Origin of the sequence: Synechococcus sp. CCY9201, from assembly GCF_034931105.1 — a bacterium.
In the GTDB taxonomy this organism is placed as follows: Bacteria; Cyanobacteriota; Cyanobacteriia; order PCC-6307; family Cyanobiaceae; genus CBW1002.
Map to the genome: position 1 here is coordinate 1 of NZ_JAYGIC010000052.1, position 16,040 is coordinate 16,040.

15 protein-coding genes, 2 tRNA genes and 1 pseudogene are annotated in these 16,040 nt (G+C 64.1%); 9 read left to right on the forward strand and 9 right to left on the reverse strand.

Annotated features, from left to right (window positions below):
- The 4 genes from VB716_RS05355 to lipB all read right to left on the reverse strand — a co-directional run.
- Window positions 1-305: biotin/lipoyl-containing protein (locus VB716_RS05355; protein ID WP_323269946.1), on the reverse strand; the 305-nt coding region annotated here is incomplete at its 3' end.
- A gap of 51 nt (window positions 306-356) precedes the next feature.
- A complete protein-coding gene (locus VB716_RS05360) occupies window positions 357-800 on the reverse strand; it encodes a YlqD family protein (RefSeq protein ID WP_197154524.1) in 444 nt (147 codons plus the stop codon).
- 102 nt (window positions 801-902) lie between these two features.
- Window positions 903-2,894, reverse strand: coding sequence for an AMP-binding protein (locus VB716_RS05365; RefSeq protein WP_323269947.1), 1,992 nt, complete (start codon window positions 2,892-2,894; stop codon window positions 903-905).
- A gap of 30 nt (window positions 2,895-2,924) precedes the next feature.
- Entirely contained in the window at window positions 2,925-3,620 is a 696-nt protein-coding gene (gene lipB, locus VB716_RS05370; RefSeq protein WP_323249970.1) for a lipoyl(octanoyl) transferase LipB, read from the reverse strand.
- 51 nt (window positions 3,621-3,671) lie between these two features.
- Between lipB and hpf the strand changes: the two genes are divergently transcribed.
- From hpf to VB716_RS05395, 5 genes are all read left to right on the forward strand, one after another.
- Window positions 3,672-4,262: a ribosome hibernation-promoting factor, HPF/YfiA family gene (gene hpf, locus VB716_RS05375; RefSeq protein ID WP_197154518.1), complete on the forward strand. Its 591-nt coding sequence runs from the start codon at window positions 3,672-3,674 to the stop codon at window positions 4,260-4,262.
- A gap of 80 nt (window positions 4,263-4,342) precedes the next feature.
- On the forward strand, window positions 4,343-5,032 hold the full coding sequence (gene deoC / locus VB716_RS05380; RefSeq protein ID WP_323269948.1) for a deoxyribose-phosphate aldolase: 690 nt from the start codon (window positions 4,343-4,345) through the stop codon (window positions 5,030-5,032).
- On the forward strand, window positions 5,013-5,807 hold the full coding sequence (recO, locus tag VB716_RS05385; RefSeq protein WP_323269949.1) for a DNA repair protein RecO: 795 nt from the start codon (window positions 5,013-5,015) through the stop codon (window positions 5,805-5,807). Before deoC ends, recO begins: the two co-directional genes overlap by 20 nt.
- The gene (locus VB716_RS05390; protein ID WP_197169915.1) at window positions 5,804-7,198 is read left to right on the forward strand and encodes an MFS transporter; all 1,395 of its coding nucleotides are present in this window, start codon (window positions 5,804-5,806) and stop codon (window positions 7,196-7,198) included. The genes recO and VB716_RS05390 overlap by 4 nt, the downstream gene beginning before the upstream one ends.
- A gap of 82 nt (window positions 7,199-7,280) precedes the next feature.
- Entirely contained in the window at window positions 7,281-8,573 is a 1,293-nt protein-coding gene (locus VB716_RS05395) for a glycosyltransferase family 4 protein (protein WP_231597828.1), read from the forward strand.
- A gap of 74 nt (window positions 8,574-8,647) precedes the next feature.
- Here the strand turns inward: VB716_RS05395 and VB716_RS05400 are convergent.
- Together VB716_RS05400 and VB716_RS05405 are read right to left on the reverse strand one after the other, a co-directional pair.
- Window positions 8,648-8,719 (reverse strand) — tRNA-Thr (locus VB716_RS05400).
- 10 nt (window positions 8,720-8,729) lie between these two features.
- Window positions 8,730-8,811: transfer RNA gene (locus tag VB716_RS05405), tRNA-Tyr, on the reverse strand.
- A gap of 109 nt (window positions 8,812-8,920) precedes the next feature.
- On the opposite strand from VB716_RS05405, the gene aroQ reads away from it, so the two are divergent.
- The 3 genes from aroQ to VB716_RS05420 all read left to right on the forward strand — a co-directional run bounded on the left by aroQ (window position 8,921) and on the right by VB716_RS05420 (window position 11,380).
- Window positions 8,921-9,364 (forward strand): type II 3-dehydroquinate dehydratase, encoded by a 444-nt coding sequence (aroQ, locus tag VB716_RS05410; protein WP_197154497.1) that lies wholly within the window; start codon window positions 8,921-8,923, stop codon window positions 9,362-9,364.
- Window positions 9,361-10,059: a tRNA-(ms[2]io[6]A)-hydroxylase gene (locus VB716_RS05415; RefSeq protein ID WP_197169914.1), complete on the forward strand. Its 699-nt coding sequence runs from the start codon at window positions 9,361-9,363 to the stop codon at window positions 10,057-10,059. Before aroQ ends, VB716_RS05415 begins: the two co-directional genes overlap by 4 nt.
- Before the next feature lie 322 nt (window positions 10,060-10,381).
- A complete protein-coding gene (locus tag VB716_RS05420; protein ID WP_323269951.1) occupies window positions 10,382-11,380 on the forward strand; it encodes an aKG-HExxH-type peptide beta-hydroxylase in 999 nt (332 codons plus the stop codon).
- Here the strand turns inward: VB716_RS05420 and VB716_RS05425 are convergent.
- Both VB716_RS05425 and VB716_RS05430 read right to left on the reverse strand, forming a co-directional pair.
- Window positions 11,354-13,123: a hypothetical protein gene (locus VB716_RS05425; protein WP_323269952.1), complete on the reverse strand. Its 1,770-nt coding sequence runs from the start codon at window positions 13,121-13,123 to the stop codon at window positions 11,354-11,356. The two genes, VB716_RS05420 and VB716_RS05425, sit on opposite strands and share 27 nt — an antisense overlap.
- A 1,248-nt stretch (window positions 13,124-14,371) precedes the next feature.
- Window positions 14,372-14,992 carry an acireductone dioxygenase gene (locus VB716_RS05430; RefSeq protein ID WP_322757248.1) on the reverse strand — a complete coding sequence of 207 codons (621 nt, stop codon included), beginning with the start codon at window positions 14,990-14,992 and terminating at the stop codon, window positions 14,372-14,374.
- A 130-nt stretch (window positions 14,993-15,122) separates the two neighbouring features.
- On the opposite strand from VB716_RS05430, the gene VB716_RS05435 reads away from it, so the two are divergent.
- The gene (locus VB716_RS05435) at window positions 15,123-15,845 is read left to right on the forward strand and encodes a precorrin-2 C(20)-methyltransferase (protein ID WP_231605628.1); all 723 of its coding nucleotides are present in this window, start codon (window positions 15,123-15,125) and stop codon (window positions 15,843-15,845) included.
- On the opposite strand, the pseudogene VB716_RS05440 reads toward VB716_RS05435, so the two are convergent.
- Window positions 15,842-16,040 (reverse strand): annotated as a pseudogene (locus VB716_RS05440) (tRNA dihydrouridine synthase DusB); the annotation flags it as partial. The gene VB716_RS05435 and the pseudogene VB716_RS05440 sit on opposite strands and share 4 nt — an antisense overlap.

Genomic DNA, 16,040 nt, shown 5'->3' on the forward strand with positions numbered 1-16,040 from the left:
GCGGGCGCCGCTGCTGCGGCGGGAGCGGCAGGAGCCTTCGCTGCCGCTTCCGCGATCTCCGCCTCGGATTCCACGATCAGGCCGATGGTCTCGCCCACCGGCGCTGTGCCACCCGCTGGCATCAGCACGGCGGCCAGGAAGCCTTCGTTGAAGGATTCCACGTCCATGTCCGCCTTGTCGGACTCGACCACGAGCACCGACTCGCCGCGCTCGACCCGATCACCGGGTTTCTTGAGCCACTCCACGATCTTGCCCTCCGTCATGGTGGAGCTGAGGGCAGGCATGAAGATGTCGTGGGTGGCCAAAGTCCGCCGCGCGTTTCGCGGATTTTACGAGTCGCGCGGGGAGCCAGCGGTTCAGACGCCTTCGATGGCCTCGATCACGCCATCGCGCACCAGCACGGAGGCCTGCAGACGTTCCACCAGGTTGTCGCCCACCTGCACATCACAGAAGCTTTCGAGCTGGCCCTGCTCGACGATCTGCTCCATCTCCAGGTCACGCACCTGGCGCTGCTGCTCCAGGATCTGGCGCTTCTGTTCTTCCAGTTCCGCCCGTTTCTGCCCCACCTGCTGCTGCACCGAGCCCACCTGCTCCTGGACGCGGGGATCGAGCGGATTGAGGCTCTGGCGGCGGATCTCATCGATCAGCTGCTGGCCTTCCTGCTCCAGCTGGGCCAGCTGCTGATCGCTCATCTGCACGGCGTTGCTGAGCTCGCGCTCGGCGTCCTCCTTCCAGCGGGGCGTGACCACGGCGCGCACCGTGATCGTGCGCTTGATCGAGAGGCTGGGGCCGTTGGCCATGGGCGAGCAAAAGCAGCGTCCACCCTCTCAGCCCCGGCATCCAAGGTCAACGCCGGTTCGCCGCACTGTTAGGCCGCAGGCTGAGCGGCTGGGCTCGCGACGTCAGCCTGCGTAGATCGCCTCGATCGCCGCGCCATCGCGGGCCGCGATGCGGTCGCGCCGTTGTTTGAGGGTCTGGGTGAGCAGGCCGTTGTCGAGCGTGAAGGGGGCCACCAGTGCCACCCCCGCCAGGCGCTCATCGGGCCTTGAGCCTGGCCGCGCCGCCAGAACTCGGTTGAACTCACTCTTGAGAGCCCGCAGCAGCGCTGGATCGACCGGCTCCAGTGGGGTGTCCGGATCCAGGTTGAGCGGGGGCAGGCCCGCCGCCGCGGCAAAGGCGGCCAGGGCCTCCCGGCGCGGAACCACCAGGGCCCCCAGCTGGCGACGATCCTGTCCCACCAGCATCACCTGCTCCACCAGCGCACTCTCCACCAGGGCCTCCTCCAGGGGGCCGGGTTCGATGTTCTCGCCGCTGCTGAGCACGATCGTGTCCTTGGCGCGGCCGGTGAGCACCAGACAGCCATCGGCCAGCAACCGCCCCAGATCGCCGGTATCGAACCAGCCCTCGGCATCGAGCACCTGGGCGGTGGCGTCCGGTTTGCCGAAGTAGCCGCCCATCACCTGCGGCCCGCGGGCCAGCACCCGGCCGCGTTCGCCGAGGCGCAGCAGGGCGCCGCTCTCGGGATCGACGATCCGCAGGGCCGTTCCAGGCAGGGGCTGGCCGGAGCTGCCGCGGCGGTTGAGCCAGGGTCGCCGGCAGGTGAGCACCGGACTGGTCTCGGTGAGGCCGTAACCCACCAGCAGCTCGATTCCGATCACCTCGAAGAAGCCATCCACATGCAGAGCCAGAGCACCGCCGCCACTGATGGCGGTGCGGAGCTGTCCGCCGGCCAGCTGCTGGCGCACCTTCGGCCAGAACAGGGTGTCCGCCAGCCGCTGCAGGGGCCAGCGCAGCCCGACCTCCAGGGCGGCGCTCACGCGGCGCAGCGGCGGCTCGGGTTCCAGGGTGCGATCGAGCGCCTGACGGCGACAGAGGCAGTAGCGGCGGCCGTTCGCCAGGGCCAGGTTCAGCAGGCGCCGGCGTGAGGCGGGCATGGCAGCAAGGGCATCCTCAAACCCAGACAGGAGGGCCTCCCAGAGGCGCGGCACGCTGATCAGGTACTGGGGCCGCACCACCTGCAGGTCCTGGCGCAGATGGCGCAGGGTTGTGTAGGTCTGGCGGCAGCCGCAGGAGAGCAGGAAGTATTCGGCGCTGCGCTCGTAGGCATGCCAGATCGGCAGCACACTCAGCACCCGATCGCCGGGGCTGGGGGCCACCGCCACCCCGAGGTGGCGCAGCTGATGCAGCAGATTGGCGTGGCTGAGCGGCACCCCCTTGGGCTGGCCGGTAGTGCCCGAGGTGTAGAGGAGGGTGGCGAGACGCTGTTCGCCCCCGGCCGGGGGTGTTGGGGGCGGCGCCTGGGCTCCGCGATCCAGAAAGTCCTCCCAGGACAGACAGGGCGGCGCCCCATCGCCGGCCGCACCGCCGTGCGCTTGGTCATCAAGGGCCTGGTTGCTGGAGGCTTTGCCACAGAGCAGCACCACAAAGCGCAGCCTGGCCAGTCGTTCCGGGCCGAGATCGAGGCTCTGCAGCAGCGCTGCCGACTCCACCACCAATCCCTTGGCACCGCAGTCGTCGAGGATGTAGCGCAGCTCTTCGGCTGGCGCCGAGCTGCCGCGCACCGCATCGGCAGCGCCGGCGCGCATCAGCCCCTGATCGGCCAGGAGCCAGCGGGGGCCGTTCTCCGCAAACAGCGCCACCACATCGCCGGGTTTCACCCCCAGGGCGGCAAAGCCAGCGGCCGCCGTCTCGATGCCGCGGCGCAGCTGGCGATAGCTCAGGCTTTCAGCGGGATCGGCGTGGGGGGCCTCCAGGGCCAGGGCCTCGCCATACAGAGAGTCGAGGGCCGGCCACAGCTCCTCGAGGCCGCGCAGATGGCTCCAGTCGGTGCGGGATTCCAGGGCCTGCCGGTCCTGTTCACTGCCGCTCCAGTGGATCTCGGCGGGCGCAACCATGGTGGAAACGACGGGCGTTGGCGCCCACGATTACCACCCCTGCAGCGCTTCTGCCGGGAGTGGAGGCCGCAGCTGCAGATCGAACACCTCGGCAAAGGCCGCGATCAGCAGGGGTTGCACCGCGGCGACCGTGAGCTGGGGAATCCAGTCGCACAGGCGCCCCACCGGTCGATCGCTCAGGCCGCAGGGCACGATCGCCCCGTACCCCTCCAGGGGCCCGTCCACATTCAGGGCCAGGCCGTGCTGGCTGATCCAGCGCCGGGCCCCCACTCCGATCGCCGCCACCTTGCGCCCGTCCAGCCACACCCCCGTGAGCCCCTCCAGCCGTTCGCCCCGCAATCCCAGGAGGGCCAGCACCCGGAGCACCACCTCCTCCAGCTGCCGCAGGTACTGGTGCAGATCGGCCCCGTGGCGCTGCAGGTTGAGCACCGGATAGAGCACCAGCTGGCCGGGCGCATGGTGGGTCACCTCACCGCCCCGATCGATGCGATAGGTGGGCAGGGGCGGATCGGCCGGGTCGAACCGCAGGAAGGCCGGATCGGCGCCGCGGCCGAGGGTGTAGCAGGGGAGATGCTGCACCAGCAGCACGGCATCGGGGCCGTCGGGATCCTGCAGCAGGCGGGCCTGCAGTTGCTGCTGCCATTGCCAAGCCTGCAGAAACGGCACCAGATCGGCCGTTGCAGCGGCGGTTTCAAAAAGGATTGCGTCGTTCCGGATCTGGGGCACTGGCTTTCGTAGCGTTGGAGCAAGCCGAGAAACCGGAGGCGGTCCAAGCTCATGAAACTCCTGATTCATGGCCGCAATCTTGATGTCACCCCGGCCATCCGGGAATACACCGAAGCCAAGCTGACCCGCGCCATCAACCACTTTGAGGGAATGGTGAAGGAGGCGGACGTGCATCTGTCCGTTGCCCGCAACCCGCGCGTCCCCCAGCAGACCGCCGAGGTGACGATGTATGCCAACGGCACGGTGATCCGCGCCCAGGAGCGCAGCGAAAACCTCTATGCCAGCATCGATCTGGTGGCCAGCAAGCTGAGTCGCCAGCTGCATCGGTTCATGGACCGGCAGCATGACCATCACCACAGCTCCGGTCACCGGGCCAGCACCACCCCCGGCACCGAAGAGATCGTGGGCGAGCTCTCGGTCGATCACTCCCTCACCGAAGGCCGGGAACCGGAGCTGCCTGCTCCCGCTGTGCGGCGCAAGTACTTCGCCATGCCGCCGATGAAGCTGGACGATGCCCTGCATCAGCTGGAGATGATCGACCACGACTTCTACGTGTTCCGCGATGCCGACGATGGCCAGATTCAGGTGGTCTATCGCCGCAACCACGGCGGCTTTGGTGTGATTCAGCCCAGAGACGCCTGATCGGCCCTGAGCTGAGCAACCCCCCACCTGAGCGAACCCACGGCCGGCATCTGCCGGTCGTTCCACCGGTGTAATCGGCCATGGCCCGCGATCGCTCCAGCCTGCGCGAGCAGCCCGACCTTGCTCCCCTGATCGACCACGCCCTGCTCGACCCGTTGCAGGGCGTGGCTGCAGTGCAGCGCTGCTGCGAGGAAGCGCGCCATTTCGGCTTTGCCGGCGTCTGCCTGGCCTCACGCTGGGTGGCGGCGGCCCGCGAGCACCTGCCGATCGGAGGGCCGGTGAAGCTGATCTCTGTGGTGGGCTTTCCCTTCGGTGCCGTGCCAGCGGCCATCAAGCGCGCCGAGGCGGAAGCCGCGGCCGCCGGAGGGGCCGATGAACTGGATGTGGTTCCCGATTTCGGTGCCCTGATCGACAGGGACACCGGCAGCCTGCACGATGATCTGGCCGCGATCGCGGAGCTGGGCCTGCCGATCAAGGTGATTCTTGAGGTGGGCCGACTGGAGCCGGAGGTGCTGGAGCTGCTGGTGGAGGTGAGTCTGGATGCCGGTGCCCTCTTCCTCAAGACCGGCAGTGGCTTCGGTCCGCCTGTGACCACAGAGCAGGTGGGTCGGCTGAGGGAGCTGGCCCGCGGCCGGGCCGCGGTGAAGGCCTCCGGTGGCATCACGGATCTGGAGCAGGCCCTGGCCCTGGTGGAGGCCGGTGCCGCCCGCCTGGGAACGAGCCGTGGCGTGGCCCTGATGCAGGCGCAGCGTGCCGGATCGCCGTCTTGAGGGTCTGGCCCTGAGTGCCCGCCCCCTGGGCGAACACGATCGCCTGCTGACCCTGGTCAGTGAGGAGGAGGGCCTCTGCCGGCTGGCGGTGCCCGGTGCCCGTCGGCCCCGCAGTCGGCTGGCGGCCGCGGTTCCCCTGGCCCACCTGACCCTGCAGGTGAGCGGCGGCCGGGGGCTGCAGCGGGTGCGGCAGCTGCAGGTGCTCCACAACTACACCCTGCTGGGGGAACGGCTCGAGACCCTGGCCGCCGCCCAGTCGCTGCTGGAGCTGGCCTCCCTGCTGGTGCCTGACCACCTGCCGGTGCCCGGTCTGCTGGGGGATCTGCTGATGCAGCTGGGCCGTCTGGAAGAGGTGGTGCGGCAGCACTCCCCCAATCCCGAGGCTCTGGCCATCGCGGTGCAGGGCAGTGTCCATCTGCTGGCCCTGGGGGGCTACGGCCTGCCCCTGCAGCACTGCGCCCGCAGCGGTGCAGCCTTGCAACCGCCCGTGGGCAACTGGGAGTGGCGCTGCAGCCTGCTGCCGGCTGAAGGCCTGGTGGTGGGGGCGCTGCCGGGCGCCCGGGTGGTGCTCAATGCTTCGGAAGTCGCCCTGCTGCAGCGTCTGCCCCGGCCCCAGCTGCCCCGCCGCCGCGATGGAAGCCTGCTCGGCCCCGAGCCGGTGTGGCTGCACCTGCTGGCGCTGCTGGAGATCTGGTGCGGCGAACACCTCAGCCGCCGACCGCGGGCCTGGCGCCTGCTGCGTCGGGACGGGCCAGACGGCCCTGGGGCAACATGAAGCCGCATGACACGACCCGCAGCGCCAGCGTGAGCGCCCCCAACGTTCCAGGAGCTGGCGGCCGCGCCACCGGACTGCAGGCCGTGCTGGCGCTGCCGGGCTTCCGGCGCCTGTGGATCGGCCAGGTCTTTTCGCAGCTGGCCGACAAGTTCTACATCGTGCTGATGGTGTTCCTGATCGCCCAGTACTGGGTCACGGACACCCCCGGCACCAATCCGGCGCTGGCGGAGGCCGCGGCGGTGATGCGCATGGACGTGGAGACCCGCGCCCAGGTGATCACCCTGCTGGCCACCGGCATCTACGTGGCCAACACGATTCCGGCCATGGTGCTGGGCACCGTGGCCGGTGTCTGGGCGGATCGCTGGCCGAAACGGCGGGTGATGGTGGCCTCCAACGGCCTTCGGGCCGCCCTGGTGCTGCTGGCGCCGCTCTGCCTGATCCCCGGGCCGGTCTGGTTCGGCCTCAGCTGGGGGTACTGGGGGCTGGTGGCCATGACCTTCCTGGAATCGGTGCTGACCCAGTTCTTCGCGCCGGCGGAACAGGCCGTGATCCCGCTGCTGGTGCCCGGCCCGCTGCTGCTGGCGGCCAATTCCCTGTATCAGGCCACCAGCATGGCCGCCACGATCCTGGGCTTTGCCCTCGGCGATCCGATCCTGCGGCTGCTGCGCAGCGGCCTGGCCCAGTTCGGCATTCGGGGGGGGGAATTTCTGCTGCTGCCTCTGTGCTACGGGCTGGCGGCGGTGGCGATCAGCACCATCCAGCTGCAGGAGAAACCCCAGCTGGATCGACAGACCACGGTGTGGCAGGAAATCGGCGATGGCCTGCAGGTGCTGCGGGCCCGACCGAGTGTGCGCACCGCCATGGTGCATCTGGTGCTGCTCTACAGCTTGCTGGCGGCCCTCTACGTGCTGGCCATCAGCCTGGCCTCGGGGGTGGAGGGGCTGGGCCCCACCCGGTTCGGTGTTCTGCTGGCCATGAGCGGCGTGGGCCTGGCGGTAGGGGCCCTGGCCATGGCGCAGCTGGGCCATGGGATCAACCGGCGGGTGCTGGCCTCCACCGGCCTGGGCACGATCGCCTGGTGCCTGGTGCTGCTGGGCCAGCTGCGCGGCAGCCTGGTCTTCACCCTGCTGCTCTGTGGCCTGCTGGGGGTGGGCGCGGCGCTGCTGGCGATCCCCGCCCAGACCACGATCCAGGAGGACACACCCGAGGCCCAACGGGGCAAGGTGTTCGGTCTGCAGAACAACCTGATCAACATCGCCCTGAGCCTGCCCCTGGTCCTGGCGGGCACGGTGGTGAGTCGCTACGGCCTGCTGCCGGTGCTGTGGGGACTGGCCGCCATCGCCCTGCTGGCCGCCGTGGTGGAGCAGCCCTGGCGCGCCGAAGGCCGCTGAGCCTGAGCGCCCCCTGGCAGCCGAGCCCTGAGGCAGCCCGATGAACGCTGCTAGCGTCAACCCCTGCTGTTGCAGGTGATCGGTGGCACATATTGCCTGGCTTGGCAAGAAATCACCGTTCTGCGGCAACGTCACCTACGGGCTCACCACCACCTATGCCCTGCGGCAGCGGGGGCATGGCATCAGCTTCATCCACTTCGACACCCCGGCCACGGGCCTGAGCCTGCCTGAGTTCGGCAGTGCTTCCCGCAACCGCATGGCCAATGAGAGGGCGCGCAAGGCAAGCGCCGCGCTGCAGTCAGGCGGGCCGGCGACAGGCGGGGGGGGAAACGTTGCCCTGGTCCAGACCAACCCGACGGTGACCCTGGCAGAGGAGAACCCGGAGGTCGCTCTGCCCTACCTGATGAAGTCGCAGGTGTACACCATCCCCTCGCTGGGGGCTCAGCGAGCCCTGCGGGAATCCCTGGAGCGCCTGCGTCCCGACGTGGTGCACGCCAGTCTCACCCTCTCGCCGCTGGATTTCCTGCTGCCCGATCTCTGCCAGCAGCTGGATCTGCCGCTGGTGGCCACCTTCCATCCCGCCTTTGACGCCAGCCTGCGCAATCTGGCCGGAGGCACGCAGCAGCTCACCTATCAGCTGTATGCCCCGTCGCTGGCCCGCTACGACCGGGTGATCGTGTTCTCGGAGCTGCAGGCCGAGGTGCTGATCCGGCTGGGGGTGCGGCGCGAACGGCTGGCCGTGATTCCCAATGGCGTCGACACGGCCACGTGGCGGCCTGCTTCGGTGTCACCGAGTCCGGAGCTGGCGGCCCTGCAACAACGCTTCGCCGGCCGCCGTGTCTTCCTCTACATGGGCCGGGTGGCCACCGAGAAGAACGTCGAGGCTCTGCTGCGGGCCTGGCGCCTCGTGCGGCCCCGCGGCTGCGTGCTGGTGATCGTGGGGGATGGTCCCGTGCGGGCTGCTCTGCAGGGCAGCAGCAGTGACCCTGATGTGGTGTGGTGGGGTTTCGAGCCCAGCCTGGAGCGCCGGGTGGCCCTGCAGCAGCTGGCGGAGGTGTTTCTGCTGCCCTCCCTGGTGGAGGGCCTCTCCCTGGCCTTGCTGGAGGCCATGGCCAGCGGCACGGCCTGCGTGGCCACCGATGCCGGCGCCGATGGCGAGGTGCTGGCGGAGGGCGCCGGCATCGTGATCAGCACCCAGGGCGTCACCACCCAGCTGCGTACCCTGTTGCCGGTGCTGCGGGATCAGCCCGTGCTGACCCAGGAGCTGGGGCGCCGGGCCCGGGTGCGGGCCATGGAGCGCTACACCCTGGCCGCCAACATCGACAGCCTGGAACAGCTCTATGGCGAACTCTGCCACCACTCCCAGGTGGCCTGATCTAAAAACAGCGATACCCGTCTGAACAGGTCAGAAAAACAACTTCGTCCGTCTTTCGGGAAACGAAACATCAAAGCCCTTGACGAGACTTGAACTCGTGACCTCTCCCTTACCAAGGGAGTGCTCTACCGCTGAGCTACAAGGGCGTGTGGTGGATGGGCCGGGTTGGATTTGAACCAACGTAGGCAGAGCCAGCGGATTTACAGTCCGCCCCCATTAACCACTCGGGCACCGACCCGAACCACACCCCAAGAACTTACCAGCCGGCCTGCCGCCCCCACCGGAGGCCGCGGTCCAGTCCGCCCGGGCCCGATACGATCGAGTCCCATCCAGTGGTGGAACTCTCGGTGCGAGTGCTGGTGCTCCATGGCCCGAACCTCAACCTGCTGGGCAGCCGCGAACCAGGCCTCTACGGCACCCGCAGCCTCGAGCAGATCAATGCATCCCTGCAGGATCAGGCGGTCGCCCTCGGGGTGGAGCTCGACTGCTACCAGAGCAACCATGAGGGAGCCCTGGTGGATCGGATCCAGGCCGCTCGCGACGACACTGACGGAATTCTGATCAACGCCGGGGCTTACACCCATACCTCGATCGCCTTACGGGATGCCCTGCTCGCTGTGGCCCTTCCCTTCGTGGAACTGCACCTGAGCAACACCCATGCCCGAGAGCCCTTCCGCCACCACTCGCACCTGGCCGATCGGGCCGTTGGAGTGATCTGCGGTTTCGGCCACACCAGCTACCGGCTCGCCCTGGAAGGGCTGGTGGATCACCTTCGTCTGACTCAAGCATGACCGTCACCGCTCCATCGGAGTTCACCCGTGTGAAGTGGCTGGCAAGGCCCAGCAGTGACAGCTGGCTTGAGAAAGCGCTGTCCCACCCGGATCTGCTGCTGATCGACCATGCCCACTGCGAGCGCAAAGCAGCCGGCGCGGCCTTGCAACTGATGTTCCGCTATCCCTCAGACACCGAGCTTGCCGCCGTGCTGAGCCCCCTGATTCAAGAGGAATTGCAGCACTTCGACCGTGTCCTGGCCCTGCTTCAACGGCGTGGCATCAGCTTGCGGGCGTTGCCGGCCCCCCCCTATGGAGCCTCTCTCGCCCAGGAAATTCGCCGGCAGGAACCCGAACGCATGCTCGATAGCTTCCTGGTGGCCGGACTGATTGAGGCCCGCAGCCACGAGCGCATGGGGCTGCTCGCCAGCCACACTCCGGATCCTGAACTGTGTGAGCTCTACAGCGATCTGCTGGCAAGCGAAGCCAGACACTTCGGCCTCTACTGGCTGCTGAGCGAACAGCGCTTCGGAAGACCGTTGACAGTGGCAAGACTGGAACATCTGGCCGACCGCGAAACTCAGATTCTCAGCGGAACACCAGCTTCGAGCGTTGAGATTCGCTTTCACTCGGCAGGCATTCAAGAGGACTTCAAGCCCGGCCAAGCGTCACAGGCAGCAGGACAGGTTGACACCAACTGGCAACTCCCCACATAATCTGAAAACCCTGGAACTTTCCCCATGAGCTCCCTTCAGCTTGACATGGCCAGACTCCATGGCTTTCGCCTGGCTTCTCGCAGCTGTGCCATGACGTCCAGCGAGCCAACCGATTCCCCTCTCTGTCTCAGTTCTGCCATCGGAGCAAAGATCGGCGATAAGGGACCGACATGGCCAACTCCAACCCCATCCCCCGATTGACAACGGGATTCACTTCCCAGGCCAACAAGTCCAGACACCAAACAAGAACGCTAGAAGCCATAGAGTTGATCCGAGCCTACATGCGCTTAAAGTACAAAAGCGCCTGTAGGCCTCTGCATTCATGTGTTTTCACTTTCTACCTGACGCTTCTCGAGCCCTCAATATCGACCGCGCATTTAGGCGCAGCCTGGCAGACAGCCTTGCCTATCTTTCAGACGTGTGCGCAGAGCATCTGAAAGTGGACCCATCTTCCATTGATGGACTGGTTAATGGACTGAAACAAGGACTTCGGCTTGGACCTGTTCCATTCGGCTTATATAGCCAGCTCGTGCTTAAGTTGTCTGAAGGAGATCAAGAGGGAGCAACAACAATCTGGAACCGACTGGCGGCCTCCCACTCGCCACTTGAATCCATGCAGGTCATCGGATTGGATGATCCCTCTCTGGCTCTTGATCTCAGTATGTATGCCGCATTGATGGGCACGGGAGGCACGGATGAGCTTTCCATCCAACCGCCCGATCACGAAAGAGTGCCGAGCTTTCTGCATGATCTCCATGCCGCGCTGCAACTTTTAGACCGAGTCAGCCCTGATCTTTCTGGCGAAATTGCTGCTCTCGTCACCCAGCTAGTGATGGTGAGTGGAAACCCCAAAGATTCGTACATTTTTGATGGAGGCTCTTGCTACATGCTTTGGGGGGCGCTCTTCATTAATATCGAACGACAAAGGTCCATCGTAGAACTATTGGAAGTATTGGTTCACGAAGCCGCACATTTACTATTGTATGGCTTCACAATTGAAGAGCCGCTGACAACCAACTCGGATCAGGATCTTTACCCATCTCCACTCAGGAGAGACCCTCGTCCGATGGATGGCATCTTTCACGCCACTTGGGTATCAGCCCGCATGTATTTTGCCATGGACACCCTTCTTCAATCCAACCTCCTGGATGCTGATAGTTGTGCCAAAGCGCAGAAGGCCAAAGCCGAGAATCGTCACAACTTTGACAATGGTATGGGGGTTATTCAGGAGCACGGTATGCTAACAATGACTGGGCGTGCTCTCCTGGAGAGTGCAGCACAGGCTGTTCATCCCTCACTCAGACTCATCAACAATGGGTGAATCCAACTTCGGCCGCATCCAACTGAGCAACGTTTTCCATGATCGGTCGTTTGGCGACGGTTGCCAATCCCCCACGATCTGAAGATGATCGGGCTGGTCGAATGGCAAACCCGTCAAGAATAAGTCTTGATCGGAAACCACCACGATGAGGGCGCCAACATTCTTGCGGCAAAGCAAAGCATGACATCGATCAAACAATCCATGCGCCATCAGGTGCAGCTCGCGACCTGAGCAATCGACGCTGCGCTGATGATCTGTCACCCAACAAGGAAAACCTGAGGAGTTGTACTCCTGCTGTTTCTGAAAAGCCTTATCCCAGGCGGCACTTCTGCCAACAAAGACCTCAATTGGAATTCGTCCATTAGCGGGAAAGTGGCTGGCGAAGACTTTCTCCAGCAACTGTGGGCTATCAGGAGACTGGGGAGAATGATTAACCTCGTTAATCGCCGCACCGTTTCGATACCAGGGTTCTGAGATATCAGTTGTAATCAGATCTATTCCAGCATTGCTCAGATCGAAAAGTTTTGCAGCCTCAATGGCCAGAGAAACATTGTCAGGATGGATCAATTGATCGACGTCCTCCACCACACCGCCCCAAGCTGGTGCATTGAAAGGCCTCAGAGGAGCCCAGTCATCCTTGGCAGGTACTGAATCAAGCGTGAGACCATGGGCCGCAAGACACCCTACAGCAACATCATCGCAAGGAAATGGCTTCAACCGCTTCCAAGGAGGCAAGGCTTGTTGCTCAGCATTGGCGCGGTCAATCAATTCTTTCACAGTGAGGCTGCCATCACCCCGAACGGATTTGGGTCGACGTCGCCAGGCGCTGATGAGCTGGCCATCACAAACATGAAGACGATGACAGAGGCCGGAGATCTGACGTTCCAACAACAAGCGGGTCGAAAAATGGCGTGCCTCCTGCCAGGCACGTTTCAGCTGACCAGGTTCTCGAATATTGATCGTGACGCCTTCCCCTCGATCGCGATCGGCTGGCTTGAGCACGACAGGCCATCCAAGCTCCCTGGCGGCAACCAAAGCAGCTGCTTCAGAATCAATCGTCCGCTGGACAGGAACAGGAAGACCCGCCGCACTCAGAACTCGAATGGTTGAAGCTTTATTGTGGCTGAGTATAGCCCCAATACTTGAATCTTTATCAATACCACCGCCACGAATCCTGCGGAGCTGGGAGCCCCATCCCAACGAATAGACCCCCTCTCCAAGATGCCGAAACGGAATTCGGTGATTATAAGCATAAGAGAGCAAGGGATATGTAGACCTTCCTCGTGGAATCATCCCTTGCATCTGGTCAACATGTTGACGTTTAAGCCTGGATTGAAGCTTGGCAATTTCGTCGCTGTCCGGCTTGGTTTTTGCCATGAAAGAGACGATGCGAGCTGCGCGAAAGTAGCACTCGTAATAGACGTCCTCAGGGAAATGGTCAAGAACGGCAGTGGTTGCTCGAATGTTCCACAAACCTGACTGGGAATGATCTTTGCGAACGTGATGAATCACTCCTGGATGGAACACGGGAACTTCCAACATCTGAAGCAGCACCTTGCCGAGCTCAAGAATGTGCCAGGCAGTTCGATCCAAACTGGCCCCTTGTTTGGATGCACTGAACTTCGACTTCGTTTTCAGAGTAGTAGGCTGAACATCGAAGGCGTCTCGCAGCCAGTGTTCAAGGGTGGCCAGCGTCTTCGCAGGATGGTCGAGAAGAGACTGCGGGGCTTTCCACTGGAGCACGATGAGCCTGCTGGGCTGATCAAACCCATCGAGATGGCCATGGAGCCCGGACGGCGCCGTGCCACGAAGGATTACCCCTGTCATGCTTGACGCAACCAACCCCACTTCAGGCCAATTGAAAGCCCTGGCAGTTTAATGCTGCAGTGCATGGGCTCAATCACCACTATCGGAATCCACTTGTTCTCTAACGGTAATCGTGCTCTGTCCCGCCAAGAGTTATCTACGCCATCGCGGGGCTGGGCAGGTCGGCAGTCTTCCATCGAGAATAAAGATGCAAATCAGATAGAATGATAGGAGCTATGGTAACGCCCCTTTGACATCCGATGGGAACCAGACTCAGTCTCATGAAATCAGAAGTCAACTGGTGAGTTTCTGTTACGTGGTGAGCCATCCGAATGGAGATCCATTCGATACTGGAAAACGCTCTTCGCAACGGGGAAGTCCAATCCGGCCAGGATCAACTCAGCTGGAATCAGGAGACAGTCACGGTTTGGAGCGATCGATTGATTGACAAGCGAGGGAGATTGTCCGAAGATTGGTCAGCCTCTTCTGGGTTCTGATGCAGCCTCTTCAACTTGATCATGTCAAACTTCATGGCTTCCGCCTTCTGGCTCGCCCTAGTCATCAGGGAGAATCTGTCAAGCTGAACAATCAGGCGATCGCCATCGCTGCCAAGATTGGAGCCAAGGTTGGGTTAAAGGGTCCTGGTCCTGGTCCTGGTCCTGGTCCTGGTCAAAATTGATGGATGAGCCTGGGGTATCAGCACCCCGAAGCGAAAACCAGTCTTGACTCAGACAATCAGCCCGCCTGCTAAGACTGGATTTCGAGACAAAATCATGGCTTTAGCCTATCGTTGACAATCACCGATAGGCTTTTTTGTGTTTAACCACCATTCACCTGATGCCTATTTCCCACAAATAGAAGTTCGCAGACAATAATTCTGTCAACCGACAAACTCCATCCACTGCCTAGCTGGGCACGATGTCAACCAGTGACGAATTCTCACTGGCCCTTCAAGCCGTCGATTGATCCAATCTGCTTTCTATATATTTTGGGCACGAATGGCTGAGCATCAACATTGCCTAAGCCGTTACTTCTGGAGCAGCGATACTACAAGTTGCCGTTCAACTGACTGATCTGGACAGGTGTGACCAAGCCGCAGATGCTGCAAAGCAAGACCATTGAAGACGTTCGGAATCGTGCTGGGGGAAGCGCTGAACAAGAACAGTGAACCCGACTACGGAGTGATCAGGTACCGCGAGCGGAGGGAATGGGGCGACTCTCGAAATCATTTTCCTCGAACCCTCCACACGCCAGTTCGTCCAGCCTGGGGTAGCGGTCGGCGATCGGGTCACCGGTGAACTGGGCCACCCAGCCCTCCGGGTTGTTGAAGAAGCGCAGGGCGCAGAACGACGGAGCCTCCCCCATATCGAACCAGTGGCGGGTGCCGGCCGGCACGGCAATCCAGTCGTTGCGTTCGCAGAGGATCTGCACGACCTCATCACCGAGGTGCAGGCAGAACAGGCCCCGCCCTTCCACGAAAAAGCGCACCTCGTCTTCGCTGTGGGTGTGCTCCTGCAGGAATTTCTGGCGCAGGGAGTCTCGATCCGGGTGGTCGGGGGTGATGCGGATCGCATCCACGGTGGGGTAAGTGCCCCCCTGCTGAACCCGGGCGATCTCGGCGGCATAGAGGCTGAGAATCTGCGCCTGGCCTGCCTGATCGGGCAGATCCTGGCGCGCAGGCCAGCGCTCGAAGCGGATGCCCCGTTCCGCCAGGGCGCGCTGAATCAGCCGCTCATCCCCTGTCACCAGCTCCGGCATGGGGCTTCCCTGGGCAGGGGTGCTGGGGTAGAGGCTCAGCTGACTCAAGGATCAGGTCCAGGGATTGACGTGGCTCCAGCCTAGAAAGATCGGCGCTGATCGCCTGATGCCCGTGCCGCTGCCGGCCACGTCCCCCCCGTCGAGCCTGCCGCCGGACACCCCAGCGGCTCTCACCCTGGTGGGGGTGGGTCCAGGCGATCCCCGCCTGCTCACGGTGGCGGCCGTGGAGGCCATCAGGGCCGCCACTGTGGTGGCCTACCCGGTAGCCCGCCTCGGCGCCAGTGGCATGGCCGCCACGATCGCCGCCCCCTGGATCACCCCAGAGCAGCGGCAGTTGCCGTTGCTGTTCCCGATGGTGAGCGCCGCGGCGCCGCTGCGGCAGGCCTGGCACGCCGCGGCCGATACCCTCGCGGCCGCCACGGTTGAGGCCGCTGGCCAGGGCGGATCGGTGGTGCTGCTCTGCGAAGGGGATGTGTCGCTGTTTGCCTCCAGCTCCTACGTGCTGCTGGCCCTGCGTCAACGCCATCCGGCCGTGCCGGTGCAGCTGATTCCCGGCGTCAGTGCCGCGGCAGCCGCGGCCGCAGCCGGTGCCTGGCCCCTGGCGCTGCAGCAGGAGGGCCTGCTGATCCGGCCCACGCCGGAGACGCCGGAAGCCCTGGAGGTCCTGCTGGATCGCGCTGCCGCGGGTGCCGAAGTGCTGGCCCTGCTGAAGCTGGGCCATCGCTGGGCCTGGGTGCAGCCGCTTCTGCAGCGGCGCGGGTTGCTGGAGCACGCCCTCTTCGCCCAGCGGGTGGGCTGGCCGGATGCGCTGGTGGCCCCAGCCCGCGAAGTGGCGGCCACAGCCTCGCCCTACTTCTCCCTGCTGCTGATCCGCCAGGGCTGGCCCACTGTGCTGCCCTAGGGCGTGCTGCCCTGATCGGCCAGGGCGCGCTCCAGGAGCTCCAGGGCATCGGCGGGGGTGGGGGCGCGCATGAGGGCATGACGCAGCTGGGGCGCCCCCGGAAATCCCTGGCAGGTCCAGCCCATGTGCTTGCGGGCGATCAGCAGTCCGTGGTCGCCCTTGGCCGCCACCAGGGCCAGCAGCTGCTCGCGGGCC

Excerpts from the sequence above, each read along its gene's own strand:
- VB716_RS05360 (WP_197154524.1), bottom strand. The coding sequence starts at position 800 with ATGGCCAACGGCCCCAGCCTCTCGATCAAGCGCACGATCACGGTGCGC.
- VB716_RS05415 (WP_197169914.1), top strand. The coding sequence starts at position 9,361 with ATGACCGTCACCGCTCCATCGGAGTTCACCCGTGTGAAGTGGCTGGCA.
- VB716_RS05365 (WP_323269947.1), bottom strand. The coding sequence starts at position 2,894 with ATGGTTGCGCCCGCCGAGATCCACTGGAGCGGCAGTGAACAGGACCGG.
- VB716_RS05420 (WP_323269951.1), top strand. The coding sequence starts at position 10,382 with ATGTGTTTTCACTTTCTACCTGACGCTTCTCGAGCCCTCAATATCGAC.
- VB716_RS05390 (WP_197169915.1), top strand. The coding sequence starts at position 5,804 with ATGAAGCCGCATGACACGACCCGCAGCGCCAGCGTGAGCGCCCCCAAC.
- deoC (WP_323269948.1), top strand. The coding sequence starts at position 4,343 with ATGGCCCGCGATCGCTCCAGCCTGCGCGAGCAGCCCGACCTTGCTCCC.
- hpf (WP_197154518.1), top strand. The coding sequence starts at position 3,672 with ATGAAACTCCTGATTCATGGCCGCAATCTTGATGTCACCCCGGCCATC.